The following is a 25,074-nucleotide window of genomic DNA, read 5'->3' on the forward strand; positions in this document are numbered from 1 at the left end:
CCTCCCGCAGCGCGCGATCCGCTGCTAACTTCGCTACCTAACAAACGCTTGGTGGAAAGGTAGCTGATCCGCTCATGGGTGTCTCCACCTCCCGGCCCGAGCCGGGCGTCGCGGTCGTCACCGTGGACTTCCCACCGGTCAACGCCCTTCCCGTACGGGGCTGGTACGACCTCGCCGACGCCGTGCGCGCCGCCGGCCGGGACCCCGGCATCCGCTGCGTGGTGCTCGCCGCCGAAGGGCGCGGCTTCAACGCGGGCGTCGACATCAAGGAGCTGCAGCGGGACACCGCCGAGGGCGGCCACGGTGCGCTGATCGGCGCCAACCGCGGCTGCGCCGAGGCGTTCTCGGCGGTCTACGAGTGCGAGGTGCCGGTCGTCGCGGCGGTGCACGGGCACTGCCTCGGCGGCGGCATCGGTCTCGCCGGGAACGCCGACGCGATCGTGGCGAGCGACGATGCGTCCTTCGGCCTGCCGGAGCTGGACCGCGGCGCGCTGGGCGCGGCCACGCATCTGGCCCGGCTGGTCCCCCAGCATCTGATGCGGGCGCTCTACTACACCTCGCGCACCGCCACCGCCGACGAACTGCGGGCGCACGGCTCCGTCTGGCAGGTCGTCCCGGCCGCCCGACTCCGGGACACCGCAGTGGAGTTGGCGTGCGAGATCGCCCGCAAGGACGGCGCGCTGCTCCGGCTCGCCAAGGCCGCCATCAACGGCATCGACCCCGTCGACGTGCGCCGCAGCTACCGCTTCGAGCAGGGGTTCACCTTCGAGGCGAACCTCAGCGGGGTCGCCGACCGGATCCGCGACACCTTCGGCACCGAGACCGGGCAGGGGGCCACACAGCCATGACCGACAAGACCATGACACCCGACGAGGCGGTCTCCCGGTTGCGCAGCGGTATGACCGTCGGCATCGGGGGCTGGGGTTCGCGCCGCAAGCCGATGGCGCTGGTGCGGGCGCTCCTGCGGTCCCCGGTCACCGATCTGACCGTCGTCGCGTACGGCGGGCCCGATGTCGGCCTGCTCGCGGCAGCGGGCCGGATCCGCAAGCTGGTCGCCCCGTTCGCGACCCTGGACTCCATCCCGCTCGAACCGCACTTCCGCGCCGCCCGCCAGCGCGGGGAGTTCGAGCTGGCGGAGGTCGACGAGGCGATGTTCATGTGGGGGCTGCGGGCCGCCGCCAACCGCCTGCCGTTCCTGCCCGTACGGGCCGGGATCGGCTCGGACGTGATGCGGGTCAACCCGGGTCTGCGGACGGTCACCTCGCCGTACGACGACGCGGAGACGTTCGTCGCCATGCCCGCGCTGCGGCTGGACGCGGCACTGGTCCACGTCAACCGCGCCGACCGGCTCGGCAACGGCCAGTACCTGGGCCCCGACCCGTACTTCGACGACCTGTTCTGCGAGGCCGCGGAGACCGCCTATGTCTCCTGCGAGCGGCTGGTGGACGGCTTTTCGGCGGCCGTCCCGCAGACCCTGCTCATCAAGCGGTACGCGGTCACCGGAGTCGTCGAGGCCCCCCACGGCGCCCACTTCACCTCCTGCGCCCCCGACTACGGCCGCGACGAGCCCTTCCAGAAGCTCTATGCGACCACACCCTGGCCGGAGTTCGCCGAGCGGTTCCTGCACGGGGACGAGAAGAGCTACCAGTCCGCGGTCCAGACCTGGCACGAGGAGCAGCGGTGAGCACGACCTCCACGACGACCCGCGCCGAGTACTGCGTGATCGCCTGCGCCGACGCCTGGCGCGACAACGGCGAGGTGCTGGCCAGCCCGATGGGCCCGATCCCGGCCATCGGCGCCCGGCTCGCCAAGCGCACCTTCTCGCCCGACCTGCTGCTCACCGACGGCGAGGCGAGGCTGGTCGGCCTCGACGGGGAGACCGAGGGCTGGCTGCCCTACCGCCAGCACCTGGCCATGGTCACCGGCGGCAGGCGGCACGTCATGATGGGCGCCAGTCAGCTGGACCGCTTCGGCAACCAGAACATCTCCTGCATCGGCGACTGGCGGCGGCCGGCCCGCCAGCTGCTGGGCGTCCGCGGGGCGCCCGTCAACACCCTCAACAATCCGGTCAGTTACTGGGTGCCCAGGCACTCCACCCGGGTCTTCGTCGAGAAGGTCGACATGATCAGCGGGGTGGGCTACGACAGCGCGGCCGCCGCCGGACCGTCCGCGACCCGCTACCACCACCTCCCCCGGGTGGTCTCCAACCTGGGGGTCTTCGACTTCGCGACGGCGGACCACACGATGCGGCTCGCCTCGGTCCACCCCGGTGTCACGGTCGAGGAGGTCCAGCAGGCCACCGGATTCCCGCTCGTACTGCCCGACGAGGTGCCCGGCACCCGGGAGCCCTCCGAGGCGGAACTGCGGCTGATCCGCGAGGTCATCGACCCCGACGGGCTGCGCGAACGCGAGGTGCCGGCGGTATGACGGCCCCCCGGATCACCACCGCGCTGACCGAGCTGGTCGGCGTGCGGCACCCGCTCGTCCAGACCGGTATGGGGTGGGTGGCGGGGCCCCGGCTGGTCTCGGCCGCCGCCAACGCCGGGGCCCTGGGCATCCTCGCCTCGGCCACCATGACCGTCGAGCGCTTGCGTTCCGCGGTCCGCGAGGTCCGGTCCCGTACGGATGCGCCCTTCGGCGTCAATCTGCGGGCCGACGCGGGCGATGCGGCCGAGCGCGTACGGGTCATCGTGGAGGAGGGCGTACGGGTCGCCTCCTTCGCCCTCGCCCCGTCCCCCGAGCTGATCGCCCGGCTCAAGGAGGCGGGGGTGGTCGTCATCCCGTCCGTCGGGGCCCGCCGGCACGCCGAGAAGGTCGCCGCCTGGGGCGCGGACGCGGTCGTCGTGCAGGGCGGTGAGGGCGGCGGCCACACCGGGAGCGTCGCCACCAGCGTGCTGCTCCCCCAGGTCGTGGACGCGGTCGAGATCCCGGTGATCGCCGCGGGGGGCTTCTTCGACGGCCGGGGCCTGGTCGCGGCGCTCGCCTACGGCGCGGCCGGCATCGCCATGGGCACCCGCTTCCTGCTGACGTCGGACAGCACGGTGCCGCCGGCGGTCCAGGACTGCTATCTACAGGCGGCGGTGCAGGACATCACCGTCACCACCAAGGTCGACGGACTGCCGCACCGGATGCTGCGCAGCGAGCTGGTCGCGGCGCTGGAGCGGTCCGGGCGCACCGCGGCGCTGCTGCGCGCGGTGCGCCATGCCGCGTCGTTCCGGAAGCTGTCCGGGCTGAGCTGGGCCCGGATGGTCCGGGACGGCCTGGCCATGAAGCACGGCAAGGAGCTGTCCTGGAGCCAGGTCCTGCTCGCGGCCAACACCCCGATGCTGCTGCGGGCGTCGATGGTGGAAGGCCGCACCGATCTCGGGGTGATGGCCGCGGGCCAGGTCGCCGGTCTGATCGGGGATCTGCCGTCCTGCGCGGAACTCGTCGACCGGATCATGACCGAGGCGCACCGCACCCTCGCCGCCCTGCCGCGCTGAGTCACCCGCCCGCGCGGCCGGTCACAGCCGTTCGATGAGGGTGACGTTGGCCTGCCCGCCGCCCTCGCACATGGTCTGCAGCCCGAACCGGCCGCCGGTGCGCTCCAGTTCGTGCAGCAGCGTCGTCATCAGCCGTACCCCGGTCGCGCCCAGCGGGTGGCCCAGCGCGATGGCGCCGCCGTTGACGTTGACCCGCTCGGGGTCGGCGCCGGTCTCCTTGAGCCAGGCCAGCACCACGGGCGCGAACGCCTCGTTGATCTCGACCAGGTCGATGTCGTCGATCGTCATGCCCGCCTTCTTCAGCGCGTACGCCGTCGCGGGGATGGGTGCGGACAGCATCCGGATGGGGTCCTCGCCCCGTACCGACAGATGGTGGATACGGGCCCGCGGGGTCAGGCCGTGCTCGGCCACCGCGCGCTCGGAGGCCAGCAGCATGGCGGCCGCGCCGTCGGAGACCTGCGAGGAGACCGCGGCGGTCAGCCGGCCGCCCTCGACGACCGGCGCCAGCTCGGCCATCTTCGCCAGCGAGGTGGTGCGGCGCGGGCCCTCGTCGACGGCGACGTCCCCGAAGGGGACGATCTCGCGGTCGAAGCGGCCCTCGTCGATGGCGCGCACGGCCCGCCGGTGGGAGCGGAGCGCGAACTCCTCCATGTCCGTACGGGTGAGCCGCCACTTCGCGGCGATCAGCTCGGCGCCGTGGAACTGGTTGACGGGCTGCTCGCCGTAGCGGGCCCGCCAGCCCGCGGAGCCGGCGAACGGGCCCTCGGTGAGCCCCAGCGGCTCGGCGGCCTGCCGGCTGGCGAAGGCGATCGGGATCTGCGACATGTTCTGGACGCCGCCCGCGACGACCAGGTCCTGGGTGCCGGAGAGCACCCCCTGGGCGGCGAAGTGGACGGCCTGCTGGGAGGAGCCGCACTGGCGGTCGACGGTGACGCCGGGCACCTCCTCGGGCAGCCCGGCGGCCAGCCAGCAGGTGCGGGCGATGTCCCCGGCCTGCGGCCCGACGGCGTCCAGGCAGCCGAAGACGACGTCCTCCACGGCGGCCGGGTCGGCGCCGGTGCGTGCCATCAGCGCACGCAGCACATGGGCACCGAGGTCGGCGGGGTGGACGCCGGACAGACCGCCGCCCTTCTTGCCGACGGGGGTGCGGACCGCCTCGACGATATATGCCTCGGACATGGTGGTCTCCTTGGTCAGATTCTGCGGATCGGCCGGTCAGTTCCGCAAGGCGATGCCGTCCAGCACCATCGACAGGTACTGGCGGGCGATCTCCTCGGGGCGGTGCCGTGCGCCCGGCCGGTACCAGGAGGCGGCCACCCAGACGGTGTCGCGGACGAACCGGTACGTCAGCCGGACGTCGAGGTCGGCGCGGAAGACTCCGTCGGCCACACCCCGCTCCAGGGTGCCCAGCCAGGCCCTTTCGAATCTCTGCCGGGAGTCGGCGAGGTAGCCGAAGCGGGACTGCTGTGCGGCGAGGTGCTTGGCCTCCTTCTGATAGATCGCGACGGCGGCGCGGTGCCGGTCGATCTCCCGGAAGGACTCGGTGACCAGCGCCTCGATCGTCTCCCTGGGCCCGAGCCGCGCGGCGAGCACCGCGTCATAGCCCTCCCACAGCTCGTCCAGGAACGTGGACAGGATCTCGTCCAGCATCGATTCCTTGGAATCGAAGTGGTAGTAGAGGCTGCCCGCGAGCATCCCGACCGCGTCCGCGATCTGCCGGACCGTGGTCGCGTCGTAGCCCTGGACGGCGAACACCTCCGCGGCCGCGGCGAGGAGTTCGCGGCGGCGCTCCTCAGGCATGCTGGGAGCTGACGGACACGGTTTCGCCGGTCATGTACGAGGCGTAGTCGCCGGCGAGGAAGACGATGACATTGGCGACCTCCCAGGGTTCTGCGTAGCGTCCGAACGCCTCCCGCTCGGTGAGTTCGGCGAGCAGCTCGGGCGTGGTGACCTTCACCAGGTGCGGGTGCATGGCGAGGCTCGGCGAGACCGCGTTGATCCGTACGCCGTACGCGGCGGCTTCCACGGCGGCGCAGCGGGTCAGCGCCATCACCCCGGCCTTGGCCGCGGCGTAGTGGGCCTGGCCGCGCTGGGCGCGCCAGCCGACGACCGAGGCGTTGTTGACGATCACGCCGCCGCGGCCGCCGCGCCGCATCCGGCGCAGCGCGGCCCTGGTGCAGCGGAAGGTGCCGTTCAGGGTCACATCGAGGACCTTGCTCCACTGCTCGTCGGTCATCTCGACGAGGTCGGCGGTGCCGCCGAGCCCGGCGTTGTTCACCACGATGTCGAGCCGGCCGTGGCGCTGTTCGGCCAGCTCCAGCAGGGCGCCCACCTGCTCCTCGTCGGTGACGTCGCAGGGCAGGGCCTCGACCTTGTCCGCGCCGAACTCCGCGGCGAGCGCCTCGGCGCTCTCCGCCAGCCGCCGCGCGTGGCTGTCGCCGACGACGATCCGGGCGCCCTCTTCCAGGAAGCGGCGGGCGGTGGCGCCGCCGATGCCGGCCCCGGCGGCCGCGGTGATGACGGCGCTGCGGCCGGCGAGCAGATCGTGGCCGGGCACATAGCGGGGCGGTGTCATACGCGAGCCTCCTTGGGCCTCGACGCTGCTCCTGGCCGTACGTTAACCTACCAAACACTTGTTAGGGAAGGAGGGGCGGATGCCCGCTGCCCACGACGACGAGCCCGTGCGCTACGCACGCCAGGGCCCGGTCGCGACCGTCACCATGAACCGCCCGGACTACCGCAACGCCCAGAACTCCGCGATGACCTACGCCCTGGACCGCGCCTTCTACCGCGCCGCGGACGACGACGAGGTCAGGGTCGTCGTACTCGCCGGCGAGGGCCGGCACTTCTCCGCGGGCCACGACATCGGCAGCCCGGGGCGCGATGCGCACCTTCCCTTCGACCGCAGGGCGGGACTGTGGTGGGACCACTCGGACAAGGCGGGCGCGGAGAGCCGGTTCGCCCGCGAGTCGGAGGTCTATCTCGGCATGTGCCGCCGCTGGCGGGAGCTGCCCAAGCCGGTGCTCGCCTCGGTCCAAGGGGCCTGTGTGGCGGGCGGATTGATGCTCGCCTGGATCTGCGATCTGATCGTCGCCGCCGATGACGCCTTCTTCGCCGACCCCGTCGTACGGATGGGGATACCCGGCGTCGAGTACTTCGCCCACCCGTGGGTGATGCCGCCGCGGATCGCCAAGGAGTTCCTCTACACCGGGGACCGGATGAGCGCCCGGCGGGCCTACGAGGTGGGCATGGTCAACCGGGTCGTACCGCGCGCCGAACTGGCCGACCGTACGCGGGAACTGGCGCTGCGCATCGCGGAGATGCCCCGGCTGGGCCTGGCGCTGACCAAACGCGCCGTCAACCAGGCCGAGGACCTCCAGGGGCTGCACGGCGGCCTGGACTCGGTGTTCGGCCTGCACCATCTCGCGCACGCCCACAACGCCGAGACGGCCGCGGACCCGCTGGGCGGCATGGACATCCACGCGATGCGGCGGCGTTCCACGGAGCCGCAGCCGTCCTCCCGGGAGGCCGGGGCCTGATGGACCTCGCCTTCACCGCCGCCGAGGACGCCTTCCGGACCGAGGTCCGGGCCTGGCTCGCCGAGCATGTACCCGCCGCCCCGCTGCCGTCGCTGGAGACCGCACGGGGCTTCGCCGCCCACCGGGAGTGGGAGCGCCGGCTCTTCGCGGACCGCTGGTCGGCGGTCTCCTGGCCCGAGGAGTACGGCGGCCGGGGCGCCTCGATCCTGCAGTGGCTGATCTTCGAGGAGGAGTACTACGCCGCGGGCGCCCCCGGCCGGGTCAGCCAGAACGGCATCAGCCTCCTCGCCCCCACCCTCTTTGAGCACGGCACCCAGGAGCAGCGCGCCCGGGTCCTGGGCCCCATGGCGAGCGGCGAGGTGATCTGGGCCCAGGCGTGGTCGGAGCCGGAGTCGGGCTCGGACCTGGCATCGCTGCGCGCGACGGCCGTACGGACCGACGGCGGCTGGCTGCTGCACGGCCTGAAGACCTGGTCGTCGCGGGCCGCCTTCGCCGACCGCGCCTTCGGCCTGTTCCGCAGCGACCCGGACACCGCCCGGCCGCACCAGGGCCTGACGTATCTGATGTTCCCGCTGGACGCGCCCGGCGTGACGGTGCGCCCCATCGGCCGCCTCGACGGCAAGCCCGCCTTCGCCGAACTCGCCCTGGACGGGGTGTTCGTGCCCGACGAGGAGGTGATCGGCGAGCCGGGGCGGGGCTGGCGGGTGGCGATGAGCACCGCGGGCAACGAGCGCGGGCTGACGCTGCGCAGTCCGGGCCGCTTCACGGCGGCCGCCGAACGACTGGCCGCGCTGTGGCGCCGGGCCCCCGAGGCGGCCGGCCCTCTCGGCGACCGGGTCGCCGATGCGCTGATCGGTGCCCGTGCGTACCAGCTCCACACCTACGCCCACGCCACCCGGCTCGCGGACGGCGGGGAGCTGGGCGCCGAATCGAGCCTGAACAAGGTCTTCTGGTCCGAACTGGACATCGCGCTGCACGAGACCGCGCTGGACCTGCTCGGCCCCTACGGCGCGCTCGCCGACGACGCCGACGAGGCGCCCGCGCACGGGAGGTGGGCCGAGGGCTACACCTTCTCGCTCGCCGGTCCGATCTACGCCGGCACCAACGAGATCCAGCGCGACATCATCGCCGAGCGGTTGCTCGGCCTGCCGAAGGGACGCCGGTGATGCGCTTCCTCGCGACCGGGGAGCAGCGGGAGTTCGCCCGTACGCTGAACGGCCTGCTGACGGCGTCCGGCACCGCGGCGGCGGCACGGGCCTGGGCGCGCGGGGACACCGGGCCCGGCCGGGCGCTGTGGGCGCGGATCGCGGCGGCGGGGGTGTTCGGGCTCGCCGTACCGGAGAAGCACGGCGGGACGGGGTCACTGCCGGTCGAACTGGTCGTCGCCTTCCAGGAATTGGGGCGGCATGCGGTGCCCGGCCCGCTGGCGGAGACGGTGGCCGCGGCGGCGCTGTGGGGCCGGCTCGGCGAGGACGCCGAGGTCGGGGCCGAGGCCGGGGCCGGCGGATGGCTGCCGCGGATCGCCTCCGGCGACGCCGTGGTCAGCCTGTGCGCCGACACGCCGTACGCCTTGGACGCGGAGGCCGCCGACACCGTCCTCGTCGTCCAGGGCGCCACGCTCCGCCGCACCGAAGCGCACGGCCCCGTGCAGCCCTGCCTCGATCCGACCCGGCGGCCGGCCCGCCCGCGCGGCGGCACGGTCCTGGCCGACGGACCGGCCGTGGCCGCGGCCGCCGCGCACGCCGTCGACCTCGCGCGGCTGCTCACCGCCGCCCAGTCGCTCGGCCTCGGCCGCGCCCTGCTCGCCGAGACGGTCGCCTACGTCAAGCAGCGCACCCAGTTCGGGGTGCCGATCGGCTCGTTCCAGGCGGTCAAGCACCGGCTGGCGGACACCCTCATCGGGCTGGAGTTCGCCCAGCCGCTGGTGCACGCGGCGGCGCTGGCGGTGGCGGCGGGCGCCCCGTCGGCGCGCCGGGAGGTGGCGGCGGCGAAGGTCGCCGCGGGCGAGGCCGGATACGCCGCGGCCCGCACCGCGCTCCAACTGCACGGCGCCCTGGGATACACGGAGGAACTGGACCTCTCCCTGTGGATCCGCAAGGCGCGACCGCTGCGGGACGCCTGGGGAACGCCGTCGGATTGCCGGGCGCTGGTCCTCGCCGACGCTCCTTGAGCTGGCGTCACATTCCTTGCGCGTCACGCCACGGCTCATGGCCGGGCGAAGCGCTCCTTGAGGGCGTTCAGGCCGGTGGCGTAGATGGTGTCGCCGAACTGCTTCTCGATCTCGGGGACGAGCTCGTCGGCGGCCCCGTACGTCGCGGCCCAGCGGATCTCGGCGCCCGCGTCGTGCGGGTGGACGGACAGCGTGGCGACGTAGTCGGAGACGGGGACGGCGGATTCATGGATGGTGTAACTGAGCGTCCGGCGCGAGTCGTCCTTCTCCAGGAGCCGTTCCCGGATGAGCACGCGGCCGTCGACGGAGAACGCCTGCACCGCCCCGGGCGTCTCGGGGTCGGCGCCGTCCTCGATCACCGACGGCGGAAGCAGGGGGTGCCAGTCGGCGAGGCCGCCGAACCTGCCGATGAGCCGCCAGACGGTGTCGGGGTCGGCGGTGACGACGGTGGTGCGGGTGAGCGTGTGCACGGGTGAGCCTCCGGTGGCTGCGGCTGGGGAGGGCTGCGGGACGTCTCCGATCGGCCGTTTCCCTTCGCGGCTCACCATGTGCCGTCACCGCGCAGTACGGCGTCGGCGCCGCCGTCGATGAAGACGACCTGGCCGGTGACCAGTTCGTTCTCCGGGGAGGTGAGCCAGGTCAGGAGCGGGGCGATCTGCGCCGGCTGGGCGTGGCCGTGGAGCGGCATGGGGACGGTCGCATCGACGATCTCGCGCAGGTCCGGGCTGGCCAGCATGGGCTCGGTCATGGGGGTGACGACGGTTCCGGGGGCGATGGCGTTGAGGGGGATGCCGGCGCCCGCCCAGTCGGCGGTCACTGCGGTGCGGCGTATCCATCGGGCGATGGCGGCCTTGGTCGAGCCGTAGATCGCATAGCCCTCTCCCCGGTCGACCGCCGCCTGAGCGGCGGCCAGCGCCGCGTCCTCGTCACCGGCGAGCGCCGCGTCGGCGATGGCAGTGTCGTACGGGTGGACGGAGGCGACCGAGGCGATGACGACGGCGCGCGGGGCCGTACCGGCGGCCAGCAGGGGGCGCAGCCCTTCCAAGGTGGCGACCGCGCCGAAGTAGTTGACGCTGACGGCCCGGGGGTCGAATCCGGCGAGGCCGGCGCCCGCGATCACGGCGTCGAGGCGCCCACCGCTCAGCTCGCCGGCCTGCCGGACCAGATGGGCCCGGCCATCGGGGGTGGCGAGGTCCGCGACGATGTCGGCGTCCTTGAGGTCGGCGCCGATCACCGTGTGCCCCTGCTCCCTGAGGCTGGTGGCGGTGGCCTTGCCGATGCCGGAGGCGGCTCCGGTGACGAGGTACGTGCGGGACATGGTCCGCTCCTTCGTTGGCGTTGCGGGTGCACCGGACACAGCAGACGAATCGACCGCCGGCCGATCGGCACCTGATCAGGCGTCACTCAACATACGCTTTTTTGGCGCAGCGTGCCAATAAATGTCTGGGAGAATGACGGCCAAGGTGAAGCACGGTGAGGAGCACACAATGGCGGCAGCGCGGGGCCGTCCGTCCCTGACGGAGCATCGGCGCCTTCAGACTCGGCTGGAGATCGCGGAGGCCGCGGCGGCCCTGTTCGCCGACCGCGGGTACGAGGCGACGACGGTCGAGGACATCGCCTCGGCCGCGGGCATCTCCCTGCGCACCTTCTACCGCTACTCCTCGACGAAGGAGGACGCCCTCACCCCCCTCTTCGCCTCCAGCGTCGGCCAGCTCGTGGACGTCCTCGCGGCACATCCGGTCGATGAACCGCTCAGCGCCGCCCTTGAGGCGTCCTTCGGGACGGCGACGGCCGAGCGGCGCCTGGAGGACGCCGCCCGGGCCCGGCGGCTGGTCCGGGTCCTGGGGACCGTCCCCGTCCTGAAGACGCGCTGGCTCGCTGCGGGGCGGGAGATGCAGGAACGGCTCGCGCCCGCGCTGGCGTCCCGGGCGTCCGCCCCTGTCGACAGCCTCGAAGTGCGGCTGCTGACCACCGCGGTGCTGGATGCCTTCACCGTCACCATGGAGTACTGGGCCTGGCAGGACGAACCCGAGGATCTCGTCGACCTGATGCGCCGCGCCCTGGCGTTTCTGCGACTCGACGAACTCCAGGCGAAGCCCGGCCCGTCCGCCGACACGTAGTCGCCGCGCTCCCTCGCAGACAAGAGGCGGCGGTGTCGTCGGCGCCGCGGACCCGCGGCATGGGCAGCGCCGCATGGCATCGATCAGATCCGTTGCCCCACGTCATCACGGACACCCTCGCAGCGCACTTCAGCCGCGTCCGCCGTCCAGCTCGTCGAGGTCGGCCAGCATCGCGTCGGCCAGGTCCCGTTCGGCGGTGTAGAAGCGCTCGGACCACTTCAGGACGAGTGAGGGGTAGGCCCATGCCTCCTCGGCGCGGGCGGTCTCGACGTCCACCTCGGCGCGCTGCCGCATGGCCTCCGCGTACTCCCGGTGCCGGCCGAGCACTTCACGCATCCGGTCGGCCTCCAGCAGATGGCCCAGCCACAGCCGCAGCATCACTCCGTGCTTGAGGACCGGCGGCTCCACCGGCGCCTCGCGCGCCCAGTGCCGGACCGCCGCCATCCCCTCGTCGGTGATCACATAGACCCGCTTGTCGCGGTTGCCGGTCTCCTGGGCGACCATCCGCGAGCTGACGTAGCCGACGTTCTCCAGGCGCTTGAGCTCACCGTAGATCTGGCTGAAGGACGGGCTCCAGTAGAAGAAGCGCAGCGAGCCGTCCGACCACTTCTTCAGGTCGTAGCCGGACAGCTCCTCACCGAACGAGAGCAGCCCCAGCACCGCCCAGCTGGTCGCCGGCAGCGCCGGCCGCTCCGCATCGCCGGAGTTCACCGCGCCCGCCCTCGTCTCCGTCACGAGCCTCAGTCTACGGTCCGCGTCCGCCCGCGCCCGGGGTGCGGCCGGAGCGGAAGGGACCGGGGCGCGGGGATCGGACGGCACCAACTCCCTTCCGATGTACGGGTGTTACTGCTAGACATATTTCTATTCGAAATACCCTGAAGGGAGTTTCGTGAAATTCTCGATGATCTTCGAGGCGCAACTCGCCGACCCCGCCCCCGAACACGAACGCCGGGTCCTCCACGACTGCGTCGAACAGGCCGTGCACGCCGAGGCGATGGGCTTCGACCGGATCTGGGCGGTCGAGCACCACGCACTCCGCCAGTACGCGCATATGAGCGCGTCCGAGATCTTTCTGACCTGGGTCGCCGCGCGGACCGCACGCATCCGCATCGGTCATGGCGTGGTGACCATGCCCTTCGGCTACCAGCACCCCGTCCGGGTCGCCGAGCGCGCCGCGATGCTCGACGTCCTCTCCGGCGGACGCGTCGACATCGGCGCCGGCCGGGGCGCCACCCGGCAGGAGATGGCCATGTTCGGGGTGCGGCCCGAGGACACCCAGCCGCAGGTGGAGGAGGCGCTGCGGATCCTCGCCGGTGCCTGGCGCGCGGAGACCTTCGAGTGGCACGGGTCGATCGACATCGGCCCCGGCGCGGTCCTCCCCCGGCCCGTCCAGGCCCCGCACCCGCCGCTGTTCATGGCCTGCAGCAAGCACGAGAGCCTCCGGCGCGCGGCCGAACTGGGCGTCGGCGCCCTGGTGATGGGCTTCGCGGGCGCCGACGACGTACGCGCCATGCGCACGCTCTACGACAAGGCGATCGCCGCCCGCAGCGGCGCGCACCTCGTCACCGAGCGGCCCAACGACCATCTGTCCGCACTGTGCCCCACGATCGTGCTGGACGACGCCGACGACGCGTACCGGATCGGGACCCGCGGTCAGCGGTTCTTCGCCGAGGCGATCGCCCACTGGTACGGCGACGGACCCGCGCCGAGGGCCTACGCACCGGACGAGGACCATGTCGAGGCGCTGGCGCGGCGCCGGGCACAGCTCGTCGCCAAGCTGCACGAGGCGAACATCCCGGCCCGGCCGGTCGACACCGGTCCGTACCACGCCCGGCACGCCTACGGCTCCGCCGAGGACGCCATCGCCTACGTCGAGCGGCTGCGGGCGATCGGGGTGGACGAGGTGATGTGCCTGATCCAGATGGGCACCGTGCCGCAGGAGGTGTGCCTGGAGACCATCCGGCAGTGGGGCGAGACGGTCATCCCGCACTTCCGCGCGCTTGAGGAGCGGGCATGAGCGCCGGCGCGGAGCGGCTGGACGGCAAGGTCGCGGTGATCACCGGTGCCGGGCGGGGCCAGGGCGCGGCCGAGGCGCGGCTGTTCGTCGAGGCCGGGGCGCGGGTGGTGCTCGGCGACGTACGGGTGGCGGAGGGCCGGGCGGTCGCAGCCGAACTCGGGGACGCCGCGGTGTTCGTCCCGCACGACGTGACCGACGCGGGCGCCTGGCAGCGGGTGACCGAGGCCGCGACGGCGTCCTTCGGACGGCTCGACATCCTGGTCAACAACGCGGCGGTGTGGCACGCCGCCCCCGTCGACGAGGAGACCGAGGAGGACTTCACCCAGCTGCTGCGGGTGAACCTGGTCGGCTCCTTCCTCGGCATCAAGGCGGTGGTCCCGGAGCTGCGCAGGGCCGGCGGCGGGTCGATCGTGACCATCTCGTCGACGGCCGGGCTCAGGGGGATCGCGGGGCACGCGGCCTACGGGGCGAGCAAGTTCGGGCTGCGCGGGCTGACCAGGTCCGCCGCCCTCGATCTGGCCGGCGACCGGATCCGGGTCAACTCCGTACACCCGGGAGTGATCGACACCCCCATGGTGGCGCATGCGCTGGGCACGGATCCCGGGGGCCGGGAGTGGCCGCGGGTGCCGTGGCGCCGCGTCGGCCGGCCGGACGAGGTGGCCCACCTGGTCCGCTTCCTGGCCTGCGACGCCGCCTCGTACATCACCGGCGCCGAGTTCGCGGTGGACGGAGGGCTGACCACGGCATGAACCCGCCGTCCTCCTCCCCCGATCCGCTGCCGCCCCTCGCGCGCCGGATCGCCGACGCGATGGCGGCGCGGTTCCCCGACCCCGCCCGCGGTCCGCTGGACGTCGCGTCGCTGCGCCGCGCCTCCGGCACCGGCGCGGGGCCCCGGCCCGGCCCGGCGGACGGCGTGGACACCCTCGACCGCCGGGTCCCGGGGCCGCCCGGCGCGCCCGACCTCCCCGTACGCCTCTACCGCCCGCGGGCCCAAGCCACCGGGCCCGGCCCGCTGCTGGTGTTCCTCCACGGCGGCGGATGGGTGCTGTGCGACCTCGACACCCATGACGCGACCTGCCGCCGACTCGCCGTGCGCAGCGGCGCGTTGGTGGTCTCGGTGGCCTATCGGAAGGCTCCCGAGGCGCGCTTCCCGGCGGCCGCGGAGGACGCGTACGCGGCCGCGGTGTGGGCCGCGGCGCAGGCGGACCGGCTGGGGTGCGACCCGGCGCGGGTGGCCGTCGGGGGCGACTCCAGCGGGGGCGGGCTCGCCGCCGCGGTCACGCTGATGGCCCGGGACCGCGGCGGCCCCCCGCTCGCGGCCCAGCTCCTGCTCTACCCGGCTCTCGACCACCGCCTGACCGGCGCGTCCGCCACCGACTACGCGACCGGCTTCTTCCACACCACGGCCCATATGCGCTGGTACTGGCAGCAGTATCTGGGCCCGGACGGCGACGGCCGCCATCCGTACGCCTCCCCCGGCCTGGCGCCGGACCTGACCGGGCTGCCGCCCGCGCTGCTGGTCCTGCCCGAGTGCGATCCGCTGCGCGACGAGGGCCGGGCCTACGGCCGGGCGCTGCGGGCGGCGGGCGTAGCGGCCCGGGTCGAGGAGTACCCCGGGACCTTCCACGGGTTCCTGGGCGCGCTCGGGGCGCTGCCGGCCGCGGAGCGGGCGTTCGAGGCGGCCGGGGGCTGGCTGGGCCGCGTGCGGTGCGGGGCCCGGGCCGCGGGCCAATAGTGGAGAGGTGAGGCCGCGGCAGGAAGTATCCGCACGGCGTGGGCCGGGGCGTGCGGCCGGCGGGCCCGACGCGGCGGTGCTGCGTGCGCACCGGCCGGTGGTCGGCAACGCGCTGCGGGTGACGCTCGCGTCCTGCGTCGCCTTCTACGTCTGCCGCTACGGGCTCGACCTGGTCGTGATGTCGGTGTACGCGACCTTCACCGTGGTCGCGCTCGGGGCGCTGGCGCGCATCCCGGGGTCCGGGCGGCAGCGGGCCGCGACCGTCCTCACCGCGATCCCGGCGGGCCTGGGGCTGCTGACGCTGGGCACCCTGCTGGCCGTCGAGACCTGGGCCGCCGTCCTGGGCATGCTCGTCATCGGCTTCCTGGTCGCCTACGCGGGCACCACCGGGCCACGGATCGCCGGCGCGGCTCCCGGGATGCAGCTGCTGTACATCCTCCCGTGCTTCCCGCCGTACGCCCCGGACACCCTGGGCCAGCGGCTGTCCGGCTTCCTACTGGGCGCGGTGCTGCTCGCGCTGGCCGAGCGCCTGGTGCTGCCCGAACCGGACACCCCGTCCTTCCGGCGGTTGCTGGCCGAGGCCGCCGACGCGGCCGCGGGCCTGGCGGACCACCACGGCGGGCCGGTCCCCGGGCAGGCGCTCGCCCGGGCGCGCACGGCCGCCGACGCCCTGCGGCCCGCCCGCGTACCGCCGGCCGACCTGCCCTCCTCGCCCACTCTCGCCCACAAGGCGATGGCGCACGCCGCCGAGGCGGTGCGCACCCTGCTGGCCCGGCTGGTCGCCCTGCACGCCGTGGCCGGGGGGCGGCACGGCTACCGCCCGGAGACGGTCGCACTGCTCCAGGGCATCAGCGTCGCGGCCCGTGAGGCGGCGGTGGCGCTGCGGCGGGGCGGGCGGCTGCGGCCCGCCGAGGGGCCGTCGCCCGCGGCGCTGCAGCGCGAGCTGGCGCCGGCCCGCGCCCATCGGGCCCTGGACTCCCTGGAGCAGCTGGGCGGCGACGACCGGCTGGTCTTCGTGCACCGCAGGTCCCAGGTCGTCCAGGCCGCGGACGCCGCGGTCGTCCTGGTGCTGGCCACCCGGCTGCTGCTCGGCGACCGCACCGTGGACCGCGATCCGGCCGGACACGCCTTCGGCTACGCCCGGGCACACGCCCCCGAGCTGTGGTGGTGGCGGCTGACCACCCACCTCACCCCGCGCTCGGTGATCTTCCAGAACGCCTGCCGGTTCGCGCTCGGCCTGGCGGCGGCCCGTGCCGTCGCCGGACTCCTCGATCTGCAGCACGGCTTCTGGGTCCTGCTCGCGACGCTGACGCTCACCCGAACGACGAGCCTGCAGACCCGCTCCGCGGTGCGGCAGGCGCTGATCGGCACGCTGGCCGGCGCGCTGCTGGCCGGCGGGCTGCTCGCCGTGGTCCACGACCGGCCGGCGGTGTACGCGGCGCTGCTGCCGCCGGTGATGCTGCTGGCCTTCTTCATGGGACCGCTGCGCGGGCTGGCCTGGGCCCAGGGCGGCTTCACCCTGGTCGTCGCCACGCTGTTCGCGCAGGTCTCGCCCGTCACCTGGCAGCTCGCCCCGGTGCGGCTGCTGGACGTGCTGGCCGGCAGCCTCATCGGGCTGGCCTGCGGTCTGGTGGCCTGGCCGCGGGGCGCGGGCCGGGAGGTCAGCCGCAGCATGGCCGGCGTGTGCTCGGCGGTCGCGGACGCCATCGGGCGGACCGTCGGCCATGTCGTGGAGCCGGGGCCAACCGACGCACGGGGCACCGCGTCCGCCGCCGGGGCCACCGGTGCGGCCGGCACCGGCGGCATCCACGCGATCAACCGTGCGCTGGCGCTGGCGCAGGAGAGCCTGGCCCAGTACCAGAGCGAGCCGCGGGAGGAGACCGCCCGGCAGCCGGACTGGCCCGCGGTGCTGGTCGCCGGGGCGGACGCCCGGCGCGGCGAACGGCTGCTGCCCGGCCGGCCCGGCCGGATCACCCACCATGAGGTCGGCGCCTGGCTGCAACGGGCGGCCGACGAGACCGCGGCCGAGTACCGGGCGCTGGCCCGTCGCCTGTGCGCCGACGATGCCGCCGCCCGGGACCAGCGGCCCCCGCCGCGCCCCTCGCTCGACATCCGCGCCCTGCTGGCCGTGGCCCCGCCCATCCCGCGCGACAGCCCGGACCGGGAGGCCCGGGCGCGCTCCGCCGCCCTCCTGCTCGACTCGGTCATCTGGCTCGACGCGCTCACCGCCGATCTGGCCCGCATCCACCAGGAGGTCTGACCTGACCGCCGTCCGGGTGCGGATGGGTCTGTTGGAGCCGATCCTGAAGCAGAGCAGTGGTGTGTGACGCCTCGTCCCCCGGGCACCCGCCAGGCAGGAGCCCGTAGGCGACCCAAGGAACCCGGCAAGGCAGCATGTCGCGGTACCGCCGTGACAGCGGAACGGACACACATGAGCAATGGATTCATGGGTCCGGAGGGTTACGGCCCGGACCCGTTCAGTGAATTCCTCGCACGCTTCTTCGGCGGTGGGGCGACGTCCGGGAGCGGCGAGCCGGGGCAGCCCGTACCCCGCCAGGCCGACATCGCGCGGCTGATGAGCGGGCCCGCCCGGGACCTGGTGACCTCCGCGGCCACCTACGCCGCCGAGCACGGCAGCCCCGAGCTCGGGACCGAGCACCTGCTGCGGGCGGCGCTGTCCGCCGAGCCGACCCGCACGCTGCTGCGGCAGGCCGGCGCGGACCCCGACGCGCTCGCGGCCGAGATCGACCGCAGCGCCGGCGACGGCCCCAAGCAGTCCAGCGTCGCGGTGACCCCCGCGGTCAAGCGGGCGCTGCTGGGCGCGCACGATCTGGCGCGGGACAACGGGGCGTCGTACATCGGCCCCGAGCATGTGCTCGACGCGCTGGCTGCCAACCCCGACTCGGCGGCCGGGCGCATCCTGAACCTCGCCCACTTCGACCCGCAGGCCGCCGCGCAGAGCGGCCACGGGCCCCAGCACGGCGGACCCGAGCACGGCGCCGCGCCCAAGCACGACACTCCCACCCTCGACAAGTACAGCCGCGATCTGACCGATCTGGCCCGGGCCGGCCGGATCGACCCGGTCATCGGCCGCGAGGAGCAGATCGAGCAGACCATCGAGGTGCTCTCCCGCCGCGGGAAGAACAACCCGGTGCTGGTCGGCGACGCGGGCGTCGGCAAGACCGCGATCGTGGAGGGCCTGGCGCAGCGGCTCGCCGACGGGGACGTGCCGGAGACCCTGGCGGGCCGGCGCGTGGTGGCCCTGGACCTGACGGCCGTCGTCGCCGGCACGCGGTACCGCGGTGACTTCGAGGAGCGGATGAACGGGATCATGGAGGAGGTCAGGGCGCACCCCGAATCGCTGGTCGTCTTCATCGACGAGCTGCACACGGTCGTCGGGGCCGGCGGCGGCAGCGGCGACGGCGGTTCGCTGGAGGCGAGCAATATGCTCAAGCCCGCCCTGGCCCGCGGCGAGATGCATGTCATCGGCGCCACCACCCTGGAGGAGTACCGGCGGCACATCGAGAAGGACCCGGCCCTCGCCCGCCGCTTCCAGCCGATCCTGGTGCCCGAGCCGTCCGTCTCCGACACGGTGCAGATCCTGCGCGGACTGCAGGACCGCTACGAGGCGCACCACCAGGTGCGCTACACCAAGGAGGCGCTGCTGGCGGCGGTGGAACTCTCCGACCGCTACATCCCGCACCGCTTCCTGCCGGACAAGGCCATCGACCTGATCGACCAGGCGGGCGCCCGGGTCCGGCTGCGTTCGGGTGCCAAGACCACCGACGTACGGGCCCTGGAGCGCGAGGTGGAGCAGCTGGCCGTGGACAAGGACCAGGCGGTCGCCGCCGAGCAGTACGAGCGGGCCACCGAGCTGCGGGACCGGATCACCGCGCTCACCACGCGGATCGAGGCGGCCCGGGGCGCGGCGCCGAGCGGTGACGGCCGGATCGTGATGGTCACCGCGGAGGACATCGCCGAGATCGTGTCGCGGCAGACCGGTGTGCCGGTGAGCAGTCTGACGCAGGAGGAGAAGGAGCTGCTGCTCGGCCTGGAGGACCGGCTGCACCACCGCGTCATCGGGCAGAACGACGCCGTCACGGCGGTCTCCGAGGCGATCCTGCGCTCACGGGCCGGGCTCGCCGACCCCAACCGCCCCATCGGCAGCTTCCTCTTCCTCGGCCCCACCGGCGTGGGCAAGACCGAACTGGCCCGGGCGCTGGCCGAGGCCCTGTTCGGCAGCGAGGAGCGCATGGTGCGGCTGGACATGAGCGAGTTCCAGGAGCGGCACACCGTCAGCCGGCTGGTGGGCGCCCCTCCGGGATACGTCGGTCATGAGGACGCCGGCCAGCTGACCGAGGCGGTGCGCCACCACCCGTACTCGCTGCTGCTGCTCGACGAGGTGGAGAAGGCCCACCCGGACGTCTTCAACATGCTGCTGCAGGTGCTCGACGACGGGCATCTGACCGACTCCCAGGGCCGTACGGTCGACTTCAAGAACACCGTCATCGTGATGACCAGCAACCTCGGCTCCGACGCGCTCAGCGGCGGTCGCGGGGTGCTCGGCTTCGGCGCGGACATCTCGGGGGCACCGGGCGGCGACGCGGCCCGGGAGCGGGCGCTGGCCAGCCTGCGCGAGCACTTCCGCCCGGAGTTCCTCAACCGGCTCGACGAGATCATCGTCTTCCACCGGCTCAGCGACGCCCAGTTGCAGCAGATCACCGGTCTGCTGCTGGAGGGCACCAGGCGCCGGCTGGAGGCCCAGGACATCTCCGTGGAGTTCGCCCCCCAGGCCGTGGACTGGCTCACCCACCGCGGCCACCAGCCCGAGTACGGGGCGCGGCCGCTGCGCCGCATCATCCAGCGCGAGGTCGACAACGCGCTCTCGCGGCTGCTGCTGGACGGTGCGCTGTCGGCCGGGGACGAGGTGCTGGTGGAGGTGCGGGACGACAAGCTGGCGTTCCGTACCACCGAGAAGAGCGAGCGGGCGTAGCCGCGCGGCCGGGCGGACACCGAGGCAGGTGAGGAGAAGTGAGAGGGGTGGTGTCGCTGTGACGGACAGCATCTGGCGCTACCACGACGCCGTGGAACGCCGGGCCGGGACCGATCTCACCGGCTACTCGGTCGAGGCGATCGACGGCACCGTCGGGACGGTCGAGGCACAGGTCGACGAGTCCGGCTCCGCCTGTCTGGTCGTCGACACCCATGTGTGGATCTTCGGCCGGCACGTCCTGCTGCCGGCCGGTGTGGTCTCCTCGATCGACCACGACCGGAGCACGGTCTATCTCGCCCGTACGAAGAAGGACATCGAGGACGCACCGGAGTTCGACCGGGAGAAGCACATCGGCGACGACGAGTACCGCCGGCGGCTCGCCGGGCACTACGGCGCTCCGCACTCCTGAGGCGCCGCGCCCGTCGACCGGGCGGGCGAAGGGCGCGGGCCGGGGCCCCCGTCGGGGTCCCGGCCCGCGCCCACGGCGCCATGTGTACGGCGGCCGCTCATGCTCCGGCCGTGACCGGGTCTACCCGGCGCGGGCGGATCAGCAGCGCCGCCCCCGCGAGTCCCGCGCTGACGATGGCCAGTCCCACCGCGATGACTTCGGGCCACATCGCGGTGTCGCCCAGTCCGCTGCCCAGTGGGGTCAGGACACCGGCCCGGGACAGTGCGTGCAGGGCGACGATGACCATGGCCGCGGCCGCGCTCACCGTCCAGACCATGGCGGTGTCGCGCATCGCCAGCCAGCCCGCCAGCAGCAGGTAGATGACGGTGATGGCCATCGAGAGCCCGGCGGCGGCCTGCGCGCCCTGCATGTGCGAGGAGTTCACCGGCAGATGGCTCAGCCCGCACAGCGCCAGCGCCGCGGCGGCCGGCCAGCGCAGCACCGAGTGCAGCACACCGGGCAGCGCGTAGCCGGGCGGCCGGGGCTCCTGGTGCGGGGCGTGCCACGCCGGGCCGCCCTGCGGTGCGTGGCCGGCCTGCTGCTGGGCCCAGGGCGGGCGGTTGGGGTGCTGCGGCGGGGCCTCGCGGCGGGCGGTGTGCGGCGGCGCGGCGTTGCCCAGGGGCCGTACGTCGGGGTCGAGGACGTGCATGGCCGTGGTGGGCTCCGGCTCCATGGGGCCACCAGGGCCGGGAGGGAAGTGGTCGGACAGGTGCGGGGAGTCGCCGCCGTAAGGGTCGGCGCCGCCGAAGAGGTCGGCACCGCCTTGCTTCGTGCGGTCGAACAGCTCGATCAGCTGCGCGACCTCCTCCACCGACCTGCCCACGGCCGCGGCGCGCAGCGCGTCATGGCTCGATTCCACGGTGTTCGGGGCGGCCCGGAGCAGTTCGAAGAGCGCAGCGACCTCGCTCACCGGACGGGACACGACCGCCACTCGCAGGGCCTCGTCACCGGGGTTGGGAACGTCGTCGCTGCGCTTGAGCAGTTCCACAAGGGCGGCGACCTCCTCCAGGGGCCGATGGGTGACTGCCTCCCACAGAATGGTGCGGGCCGAGTTCTGCTCAGGGGTGTCGGGCGGAATGTGCTCGCCGTGTTCTGTCGATGACAGTTCGGCGTCGCCCCCACAAAGTGCTGGTTCGGATGTCATGGAGGGTCTCCACTGAACGAGGAGAGCGTCAAACACCAGAAGCGCTGACACTCAGCGGACGTTGTGCTGCTGTGGTTCAGCCAACGTCCCTCTGGGGCGCCCTCGCCATTCAGGAAGGCCATCCGGTGGAGACACGCCGAGACGCCCGGGCGCGCCGCGGTCGGGGCGTTCCTACGATCCGGCTTCGTTGCGGCCGGCCGATTTCCGCGGTGGGGCGAGCGGCCCTTCGAGGTGCCGACGGCCGCCGAGCCTGATTCGCTGGTAGAGGCGACTTCCCTACACCGTGCGAGGACAGATCATGAATGCCACAGGAGAAACACGCGCACGAATCCAGCAGATGCGCGACAAGGCTCAGGAATTGAAGGCGGCCGCGGAGCGCACCAGCGACCCGGACGAGCGGAAGCGGCTTCAGGAGAAGGCCCGCAGGCTGCAGTCCCAGAGCGAGCAGGAAAGCATGATGCGGGGCGGGGACATCTACCCCGCGGAGTGAGTGAGCGAAATCCGAGTGCGGGACGCGGCCCTCGGGCCGCGTCCCGTCCGCGTGTGCCCCCGCGCAGGCGCGCGGTACGCCGTCACACCGTGAAGGGCCGCTGCTCCAGAAACGCGTCGGTGGGCGCTCCGGTCATAAAGAGGTTGGGGACCTGGGTGGCCGGCATATTGCGCTGGATTTCCTGGTGGAAGCTGCGGTAGCCACCGCTGAATGCCCCGTTGTTCCAGACCTTCAGCAGAGTTCCGGTGAATTCCCCGTTGACAGCGCCGTCGGAGGCCAGCTGATCGTCCTGGCAGGCGGAGATGAGGAGCGCGTCGGCGTCCCGCGTACGGCTCTTCCCCGCGGCGAGATCGCGCTGGATCTCCCGGTAGAACTCCTTGTCGCGCTGGTAGATCTCCTCCTGCTTGGGCACCGGCATAAGGCGGGCGTGCTGCTCGTTCCCGCCGGGCAGTTCGATGCCTGTGCCGCTGTGGCAGCAGTCCAGGAGGGCCAGGATACGGACGCCCTGGGCGAAGCGCCCGAATTCCCGGTGCAGCTCGTCGTCGAGGAATTCGCGGTCGTAGAACACCAGGGTCTCGTCGAACTCGTCCGGCTCCTCGTCGCGGCCGCCGGTGGCGGGCACCTGTCCGCCGTGTCCGGAGTAGGTGAACAGCAGGATGTCGCCGCTCTTGAGGGCCTTGGCCGCCGCGCGCAGCTCGGCGGTGATGTTCTTCACGGTGCCGTCCGAGGTGAGCAGGGTGGTGTCGTCGAACCCGGCTCCGTGTGCCAGCCGCGCCATGTCGTGTGCGTCGCTCTCGCAGGCGACGAGCCGGCCGTCCCAGCCGCCGTACTTGTCCGGATCGACCTGGTTGAGTCCGACGTGGAGGGAGAGGCCGGTCGGCATGGGGGTGCTCCTTGGGGACGGCGGGGTGACGGGCGATGCCTGGATGCGTTCCGTGGCCCGCGCACCGCTGAACGCGGCGTGGTGCCCAACCGCCTGAACGGGCTCCTCCGGGCCGGGTGCCGGGGGACGCCCCGGCTGTTCGAGTGGCTTCCCGCGGGGCACCGATTCGGTGGTCCGCGCCACCGGGAACCGGTGGTCACATGATCCCATCAGATTCCCCGCGGTCGGGTGGGGCGACGGCCCGGACCGAGACCCGGGACCCGTTAGCCGACCGAACGGGCTACGACGAGAACTTCCTCGGCGTCCCGGTCCCGCTGCCGACGCCGAGCAGTCCCGATGTGCCGTCCATGGTCCTGCCGTACACCCACTTCACCGTCGTGCTGCGCCCGGACCGGCGGATGGCGGCCGCGACCGCGGTGTGCATCGACGGCCGCCTCCTGGTGGAGCACGTGCCCCGGGAGAGCAGCTGGCGCTTCGACCCGCGGCTGGACGAGCACCAGCAGACCGGTGACGAGGTGTACCGCGACAACTCCCTGGACAAGGGCCATCTGGTGCGCCGGCTCGATCCCGTATGGGGCGGGGCCGCGGAGGCGAACAAGGCCAACGCGGACACCTTCCACTACACCAACGCCGCCCCGCAGGCCGATGTGTTCAACCAGGGCAAGCAGCTGTGGCAGGGGCTGGAGAACTTCCTGCTGGACCACGCCGCCACGTTCGACCGCAAGCTGACCGTGCTGACCGGGCCGGTGCTGCACGACTCGGACCCGCCGTACCGGGGCGTGCAGGTGCCGCTGCGCTTCTGGAAGGTGGTGGCGTTCGTGCAGGACGGGTCGCTGGCGGCGACGGCGTACGTCCTCGACCAGAGCCCGGACCTCACCCGGGACGCCGAGCGGGCGCTGGCCGGCGCGACGCCGGGGGCGCCGCCTCCCCTGGGTGCCTTCCGGACGTTCCAGGTGCCGGTGTCGGATGTCGTCGAGCTGACCTCGCTGGACCTCGGGCCGCTGCCGGCCGCCGATCTGATGCCGGCCGTACGCGCCCCGGGCGAGCGCTGGAAGCGCCTCGCCTCCCACGACGACATCATGATGCAGCGCTGAGGCGCGGAGGGAAGCGCAATGCCACCCACGGTTGTCTACGTCCACGGAAACGGGAACAAGCCGCGCGCGGAGCTGCTCAAGTCCCAGTGGGACACGGCGCTGTTCGGCCGGGACATGGGTGCGGCGTCGCGGATGGCGTACTGGGCCCCGGTGCGGTATCCGGCACCGCTGCCCGATCTGCGGCCGGACCCGCTGGACGGCGGGCCGGAGTTGATCGAGGAACTGCCCGCCATGGCGGAGCGGGCCGAGGCCGAGCCGCCCGAGGAGTTCGTGGCCCGGACGCTCGAAGAGGCCCGGCAGGAGGCCGGCGACCTCGGGCTGGAGGGGCGGGCCGGCCTGGAGGAGCGCGCACTGGCCGACTGGCTGCGGGACATGACCTACCTCGCCGACACGCTGGCGCACGCCGGTGAGAACGAGGAGCGAAGCGCGGAGCTGCCGTTGGAGGCGCTGCCGCTGCCCCAGTCGGGCCGCACCGCGCTGTTCCGCCTGCTGGTCAAGCATGCGTTCCAGGACGTGTACGCCTACTTCTTCGGCGGGTCGGGGCCAAAGATGCGGCAGGTGGTCGCGCGGTCCCTGGACGGCCTGGACGGAGGGCCGCTGGTGATCGTCGGGCACAGCCTGGGCACGATCATCGCCTACGAGGTGCTGATGGAGCAGGGGCGGGAGGTGGAGCTGCTGGTCACCCTCGGCTCCCCACTGGCGATCTCGGAGGTGCAGGACCATCTGGCGCGGCCGCCGGCGGTTCCGGCGGGCGTGGCCGCCTGGCGCAACGCCTCGGACCTGCGGGACCTGGTGGCGCTCGACCACACCCTGCGGCCCGAGTACGCGCCGCAGGAAAAGGTCACCGACCTGCTGGTCACCAACGACAGCAGGAACCACCACGGCATCACCGAGTACCTGGCCCAGCGCCAGGTCAGGGAGCCGGTCCAGCGGATCTTCGACGAGGGTCCGGGGTAGGT

25 protein-coding genes are annotated in these 25,074 nt (G+C 73.1%); 17 read left to right on the top strand and 8 right to left on the bottom strand.

Annotation, left to right across the window (positions count from 1 at the left end):
* Positions 1 to 74: 74 nt before the first annotated feature.
* Genes ACZ4NB_RS00600 through ACZ4NB_RS00615 form a run of 4 tightly spaced genes read left to right on the top strand, consistent with a single transcriptional unit; the run spans position 75 to position 3,482 of the window.
* Entirely contained in the window at positions 75 to 848 is a 774-nt protein-coding gene (locus tag ACZ4NB_RS00600) for an enoyl-CoA hydratase family protein (RefSeq protein ID WP_467657349.1), read from the top strand.
* The gene (locus ACZ4NB_RS00605; protein ID WP_467657350.1) at positions 845 to 1,684 is read left to right on the top strand and encodes a CoA transferase subunit A; all 840 of its coding nucleotides are present in this window, start codon (positions 845 to 847) and stop codon (positions 1,682 to 1,684) included. Before ACZ4NB_RS00600 ends, ACZ4NB_RS00605 begins: the two co-directional genes overlap by 4 nt.
* On the top strand, positions 1,681 to 2,427 hold the full coding sequence (locus ACZ4NB_RS00610; RefSeq protein WP_467657351.1) for a CoA-transferase subunit beta: 747 nt from the start codon (positions 1,681 to 1,683) through the stop codon (positions 2,425 to 2,427). The genes ACZ4NB_RS00605 and ACZ4NB_RS00610 overlap by 4 nt, the downstream gene beginning before the upstream one ends.
* A gap of 11 nt (positions 2,428 to 2,438) precedes the next feature.
* The gene (locus ACZ4NB_RS00615; protein ID WP_467657743.1) at positions 2,439 to 3,482 is read left to right on the top strand and encodes an NAD(P)H-dependent flavin oxidoreductase; all 1,044 of its coding nucleotides are present in this window, start codon (positions 2,439 to 2,441) and stop codon (positions 3,480 to 3,482) included.
* Positions 3,483 to 3,503: 21 nt separating this feature from the next.
* Here the strand turns inward: ACZ4NB_RS00615 and ACZ4NB_RS00620 are convergent, their stop codons facing one another.
* From ACZ4NB_RS00620 to ACZ4NB_RS00630, 3 genes are read right to left on the bottom strand one after another with little or no spacing between them, the layout of a single operon-like run.
* Positions 3,504 to 4,661, bottom strand: coding sequence for an acetyl-CoA C-acetyltransferase (locus tag ACZ4NB_RS00620; protein ID WP_467657353.1), 1,158 nt, complete (start codon positions 4,659 to 4,661; stop codon positions 3,504 to 3,506).
* 36 nt (positions 4,662 to 4,697) lie between these two features.
* Positions 4,698 to 5,282 (bottom strand): TetR/AcrR family transcriptional regulator, encoded by a 585-nt coding sequence (locus ACZ4NB_RS00625; RefSeq protein ID WP_467657354.1) that lies wholly within the window; start codon positions 5,280 to 5,282, stop codon positions 4,698 to 4,700.
* Complete coding sequence (locus tag ACZ4NB_RS00630) at positions 5,275 to 6,057, bottom strand: SDR family oxidoreductase (protein WP_467657355.1); 783 nt, start codon at positions 6,055 to 6,057, stop codon at positions 5,275 to 5,277. Before ACZ4NB_RS00630 ends, ACZ4NB_RS00625 begins: the two co-directional genes overlap by 8 nt.
* A 79-nt stretch (positions 6,058 to 6,136) precedes the next feature.
* On the opposite strand from ACZ4NB_RS00630, the gene ACZ4NB_RS00635 reads away from it, so the two are divergent.
* From ACZ4NB_RS00635 to ACZ4NB_RS00645, 3 genes are read left to right on the top strand one after another with little or no spacing between them, the layout of a single operon-like run.
* Entirely contained in the window at positions 6,137 to 7,021 is an 885-nt protein-coding gene (locus tag ACZ4NB_RS00635) for an enoyl-CoA hydratase (protein ID WP_467657357.1), read from the top strand.
* Complete coding sequence (locus ACZ4NB_RS00640; RefSeq protein WP_467657358.1) at positions 7,021 to 8,187, top strand: acyl-CoA dehydrogenase family protein; 1,167 nt, start codon at positions 7,021 to 7,023, stop codon at positions 8,185 to 8,187. The genes ACZ4NB_RS00635 and ACZ4NB_RS00640 overlap by 1 nt, the downstream gene beginning before the upstream one ends.
* Positions 8,187 to 9,191 (top strand): acyl-CoA dehydrogenase family protein, encoded by a 1,005-nt coding sequence (locus ACZ4NB_RS00645; protein WP_467657359.1) that lies wholly within the window; start codon positions 8,187 to 8,189, stop codon positions 9,189 to 9,191. The genes ACZ4NB_RS00640 and ACZ4NB_RS00645 overlap by 1 nt, the downstream gene beginning before the upstream one ends.
* Before the next feature lie 35 nt (positions 9,192 to 9,226).
* Here ACZ4NB_RS00645 and ACZ4NB_RS00650 read toward each other — a convergent pair whose 3' ends face one another.
* Both ACZ4NB_RS00650 and ACZ4NB_RS00655 read right to left on the bottom strand, forming a co-directional pair.
* Positions 9,227 to 9,661 carry an SRPBCC family protein gene (locus ACZ4NB_RS00650; protein WP_467657361.1) on the bottom strand — a complete coding sequence of 145 codons (435 nt, stop codon included), beginning with the start codon at positions 9,659 to 9,661 and terminating at the stop codon, positions 9,227 to 9,229.
* A 71-nt stretch (positions 9,662 to 9,732) separates the two neighbouring features.
* Positions 9,733 to 10,509, bottom strand: a complete 777-nt coding sequence (locus ACZ4NB_RS00655; RefSeq protein ID WP_467657362.1) for an SDR family oxidoreductase — start codon at positions 10,507 to 10,509, stop codon at positions 9,733 to 9,735.
* A 169-nt stretch (positions 10,510 to 10,678) separates the two neighbouring features.
* On the opposite strand from ACZ4NB_RS00655, the gene ACZ4NB_RS00660 reads away from it, so the two are divergent.
* Positions 10,679 to 11,311, top strand: a complete 633-nt coding sequence (locus tag ACZ4NB_RS00660; RefSeq protein WP_467657363.1) for a TetR/AcrR family transcriptional regulator — start codon at positions 10,679 to 10,681, stop codon at positions 11,309 to 11,311.
* Positions 11,312 to 11,440: 129 nt separating this feature from the next.
* Here ACZ4NB_RS00660 and ACZ4NB_RS00665 read toward each other — a convergent pair whose 3' ends face one another.
* Positions 11,441 to 12,046: a PadR family transcriptional regulator gene (locus tag ACZ4NB_RS00665; RefSeq protein WP_467657364.1), complete on the bottom strand. Its 606-nt coding sequence runs from the start codon at positions 12,044 to 12,046 to the stop codon at positions 11,441 to 11,443.
* Between the two features lie 154 nt (positions 12,047 to 12,200).
* On the opposite strand from ACZ4NB_RS00665, the gene ACZ4NB_RS00670 reads away from it, so the two are divergent.
* From ACZ4NB_RS00670 to ACZ4NB_RS00695, 6 genes are all read left to right on the top strand, one after another.
* A complete protein-coding gene (locus tag ACZ4NB_RS00670) occupies positions 12,201 to 13,328 on the top strand; it encodes an LLM class flavin-dependent oxidoreductase (RefSeq protein WP_467657365.1) in 1,128 nt (375 codons plus the stop codon).
* Positions 13,325 to 14,077: a glucose 1-dehydrogenase gene (locus ACZ4NB_RS00675; protein WP_467657367.1), complete on the top strand. Its 753-nt coding sequence runs from the start codon at positions 13,325 to 13,327 to the stop codon at positions 14,075 to 14,077. The genes ACZ4NB_RS00670 and ACZ4NB_RS00675 overlap by 4 nt, the downstream gene beginning before the upstream one ends.
* The gene (locus tag ACZ4NB_RS00680) at positions 14,074 to 15,063 is read left to right on the top strand and encodes an alpha/beta hydrolase (protein WP_467657368.1); all 990 of its coding nucleotides are present in this window, start codon (positions 14,074 to 14,076) and stop codon (positions 15,061 to 15,063) included. The genes ACZ4NB_RS00675 and ACZ4NB_RS00680 overlap by 4 nt, the downstream gene beginning before the upstream one ends.
* Positions 15,064 to 15,070: 7 nt before the next feature.
* Entirely contained in the window at positions 15,071 to 17,323 is a 2,253-nt protein-coding gene (locus ACZ4NB_RS00685; RefSeq protein WP_467657369.1) for an FUSC family protein, read from the top strand.
* A gap of 171 nt (positions 17,324 to 17,494) precedes the next feature.
* Positions 17,495 to 20,056 carry an ATP-dependent Clp protease ATP-binding subunit gene (locus tag ACZ4NB_RS00690; protein ID WP_467657370.1) on the top strand — a complete coding sequence of 854 codons (2,562 nt, stop codon included), beginning with the start codon at positions 17,495 to 17,497 and terminating at the stop codon, positions 20,054 to 20,056.
* Positions 20,057 to 20,114: 58 nt separating this feature from the next.
* Positions 20,115 to 20,465 carry a PRC-barrel domain containing protein gene (locus tag ACZ4NB_RS00695; RefSeq protein ID WP_467657372.1) on the top strand — a complete coding sequence of 117 codons (351 nt, stop codon included), beginning with the start codon at positions 20,115 to 20,117 and terminating at the stop codon, positions 20,463 to 20,465.
* A 97-nt stretch (positions 20,466 to 20,562) separates the two neighbouring features.
* Here the strand turns inward: ACZ4NB_RS00695 and ACZ4NB_RS00700 are convergent, their stop codons facing one another.
* Positions 20,563 to 21,648 carry a hypothetical protein gene (locus ACZ4NB_RS00700; RefSeq protein WP_467657373.1) on the bottom strand — a complete coding sequence of 362 codons (1,086 nt, stop codon included), beginning with the start codon at positions 21,646 to 21,648 and terminating at the stop codon, positions 20,563 to 20,565.
* A 298-nt stretch (positions 21,649 to 21,946) separates the two neighbouring features.
* Here ACZ4NB_RS00700 and ACZ4NB_RS00705 point away from each other — a divergent pair, with 298 nt between their 5' ends.
* The gene (locus tag ACZ4NB_RS00705) at positions 21,947 to 22,138 is read left to right on the top strand and encodes a DUF6381 family protein (protein WP_467657374.1); all 192 of its coding nucleotides are present in this window, start codon (positions 21,947 to 21,949) and stop codon (positions 22,136 to 22,138) included.
* Positions 22,139 to 22,220: 82 nt separating this feature from the next.
* Here ACZ4NB_RS00705 and ACZ4NB_RS00710 read toward each other — a convergent pair whose 3' ends face one another.
* Positions 22,221 to 23,021 (bottom strand): caspase family protein, encoded by an 801-nt coding sequence (locus ACZ4NB_RS00710; protein ID WP_467657375.1) that lies wholly within the window; start codon positions 23,019 to 23,021, stop codon positions 22,221 to 22,223.
* Between the two features lie 200 nt (positions 23,022 to 23,221).
* Between ACZ4NB_RS00710 and ACZ4NB_RS00715 the strand changes: the two genes are divergently transcribed.
* A complete protein-coding gene (locus ACZ4NB_RS00715; protein ID WP_467657376.1) occupies positions 23,222 to 24,115 on the top strand; it encodes a DNA/RNA non-specific endonuclease in 894 nt (297 codons plus the stop codon).
* A gap of 18 nt (positions 24,116 to 24,133) precedes the next feature.
* Positions 24,134 to 25,072 (top strand): alpha/beta fold hydrolase, encoded by a 939-nt coding sequence (locus ACZ4NB_RS00720; protein WP_467657377.1) that lies wholly within the window; start codon positions 24,134 to 24,136, stop codon positions 25,070 to 25,072.
* Positions 25,073 to 25,074 lie beyond the last annotated feature (2 nt).

Source organism: Streptomyces sp. NPDC026575, from assembly GCF_055567415.1.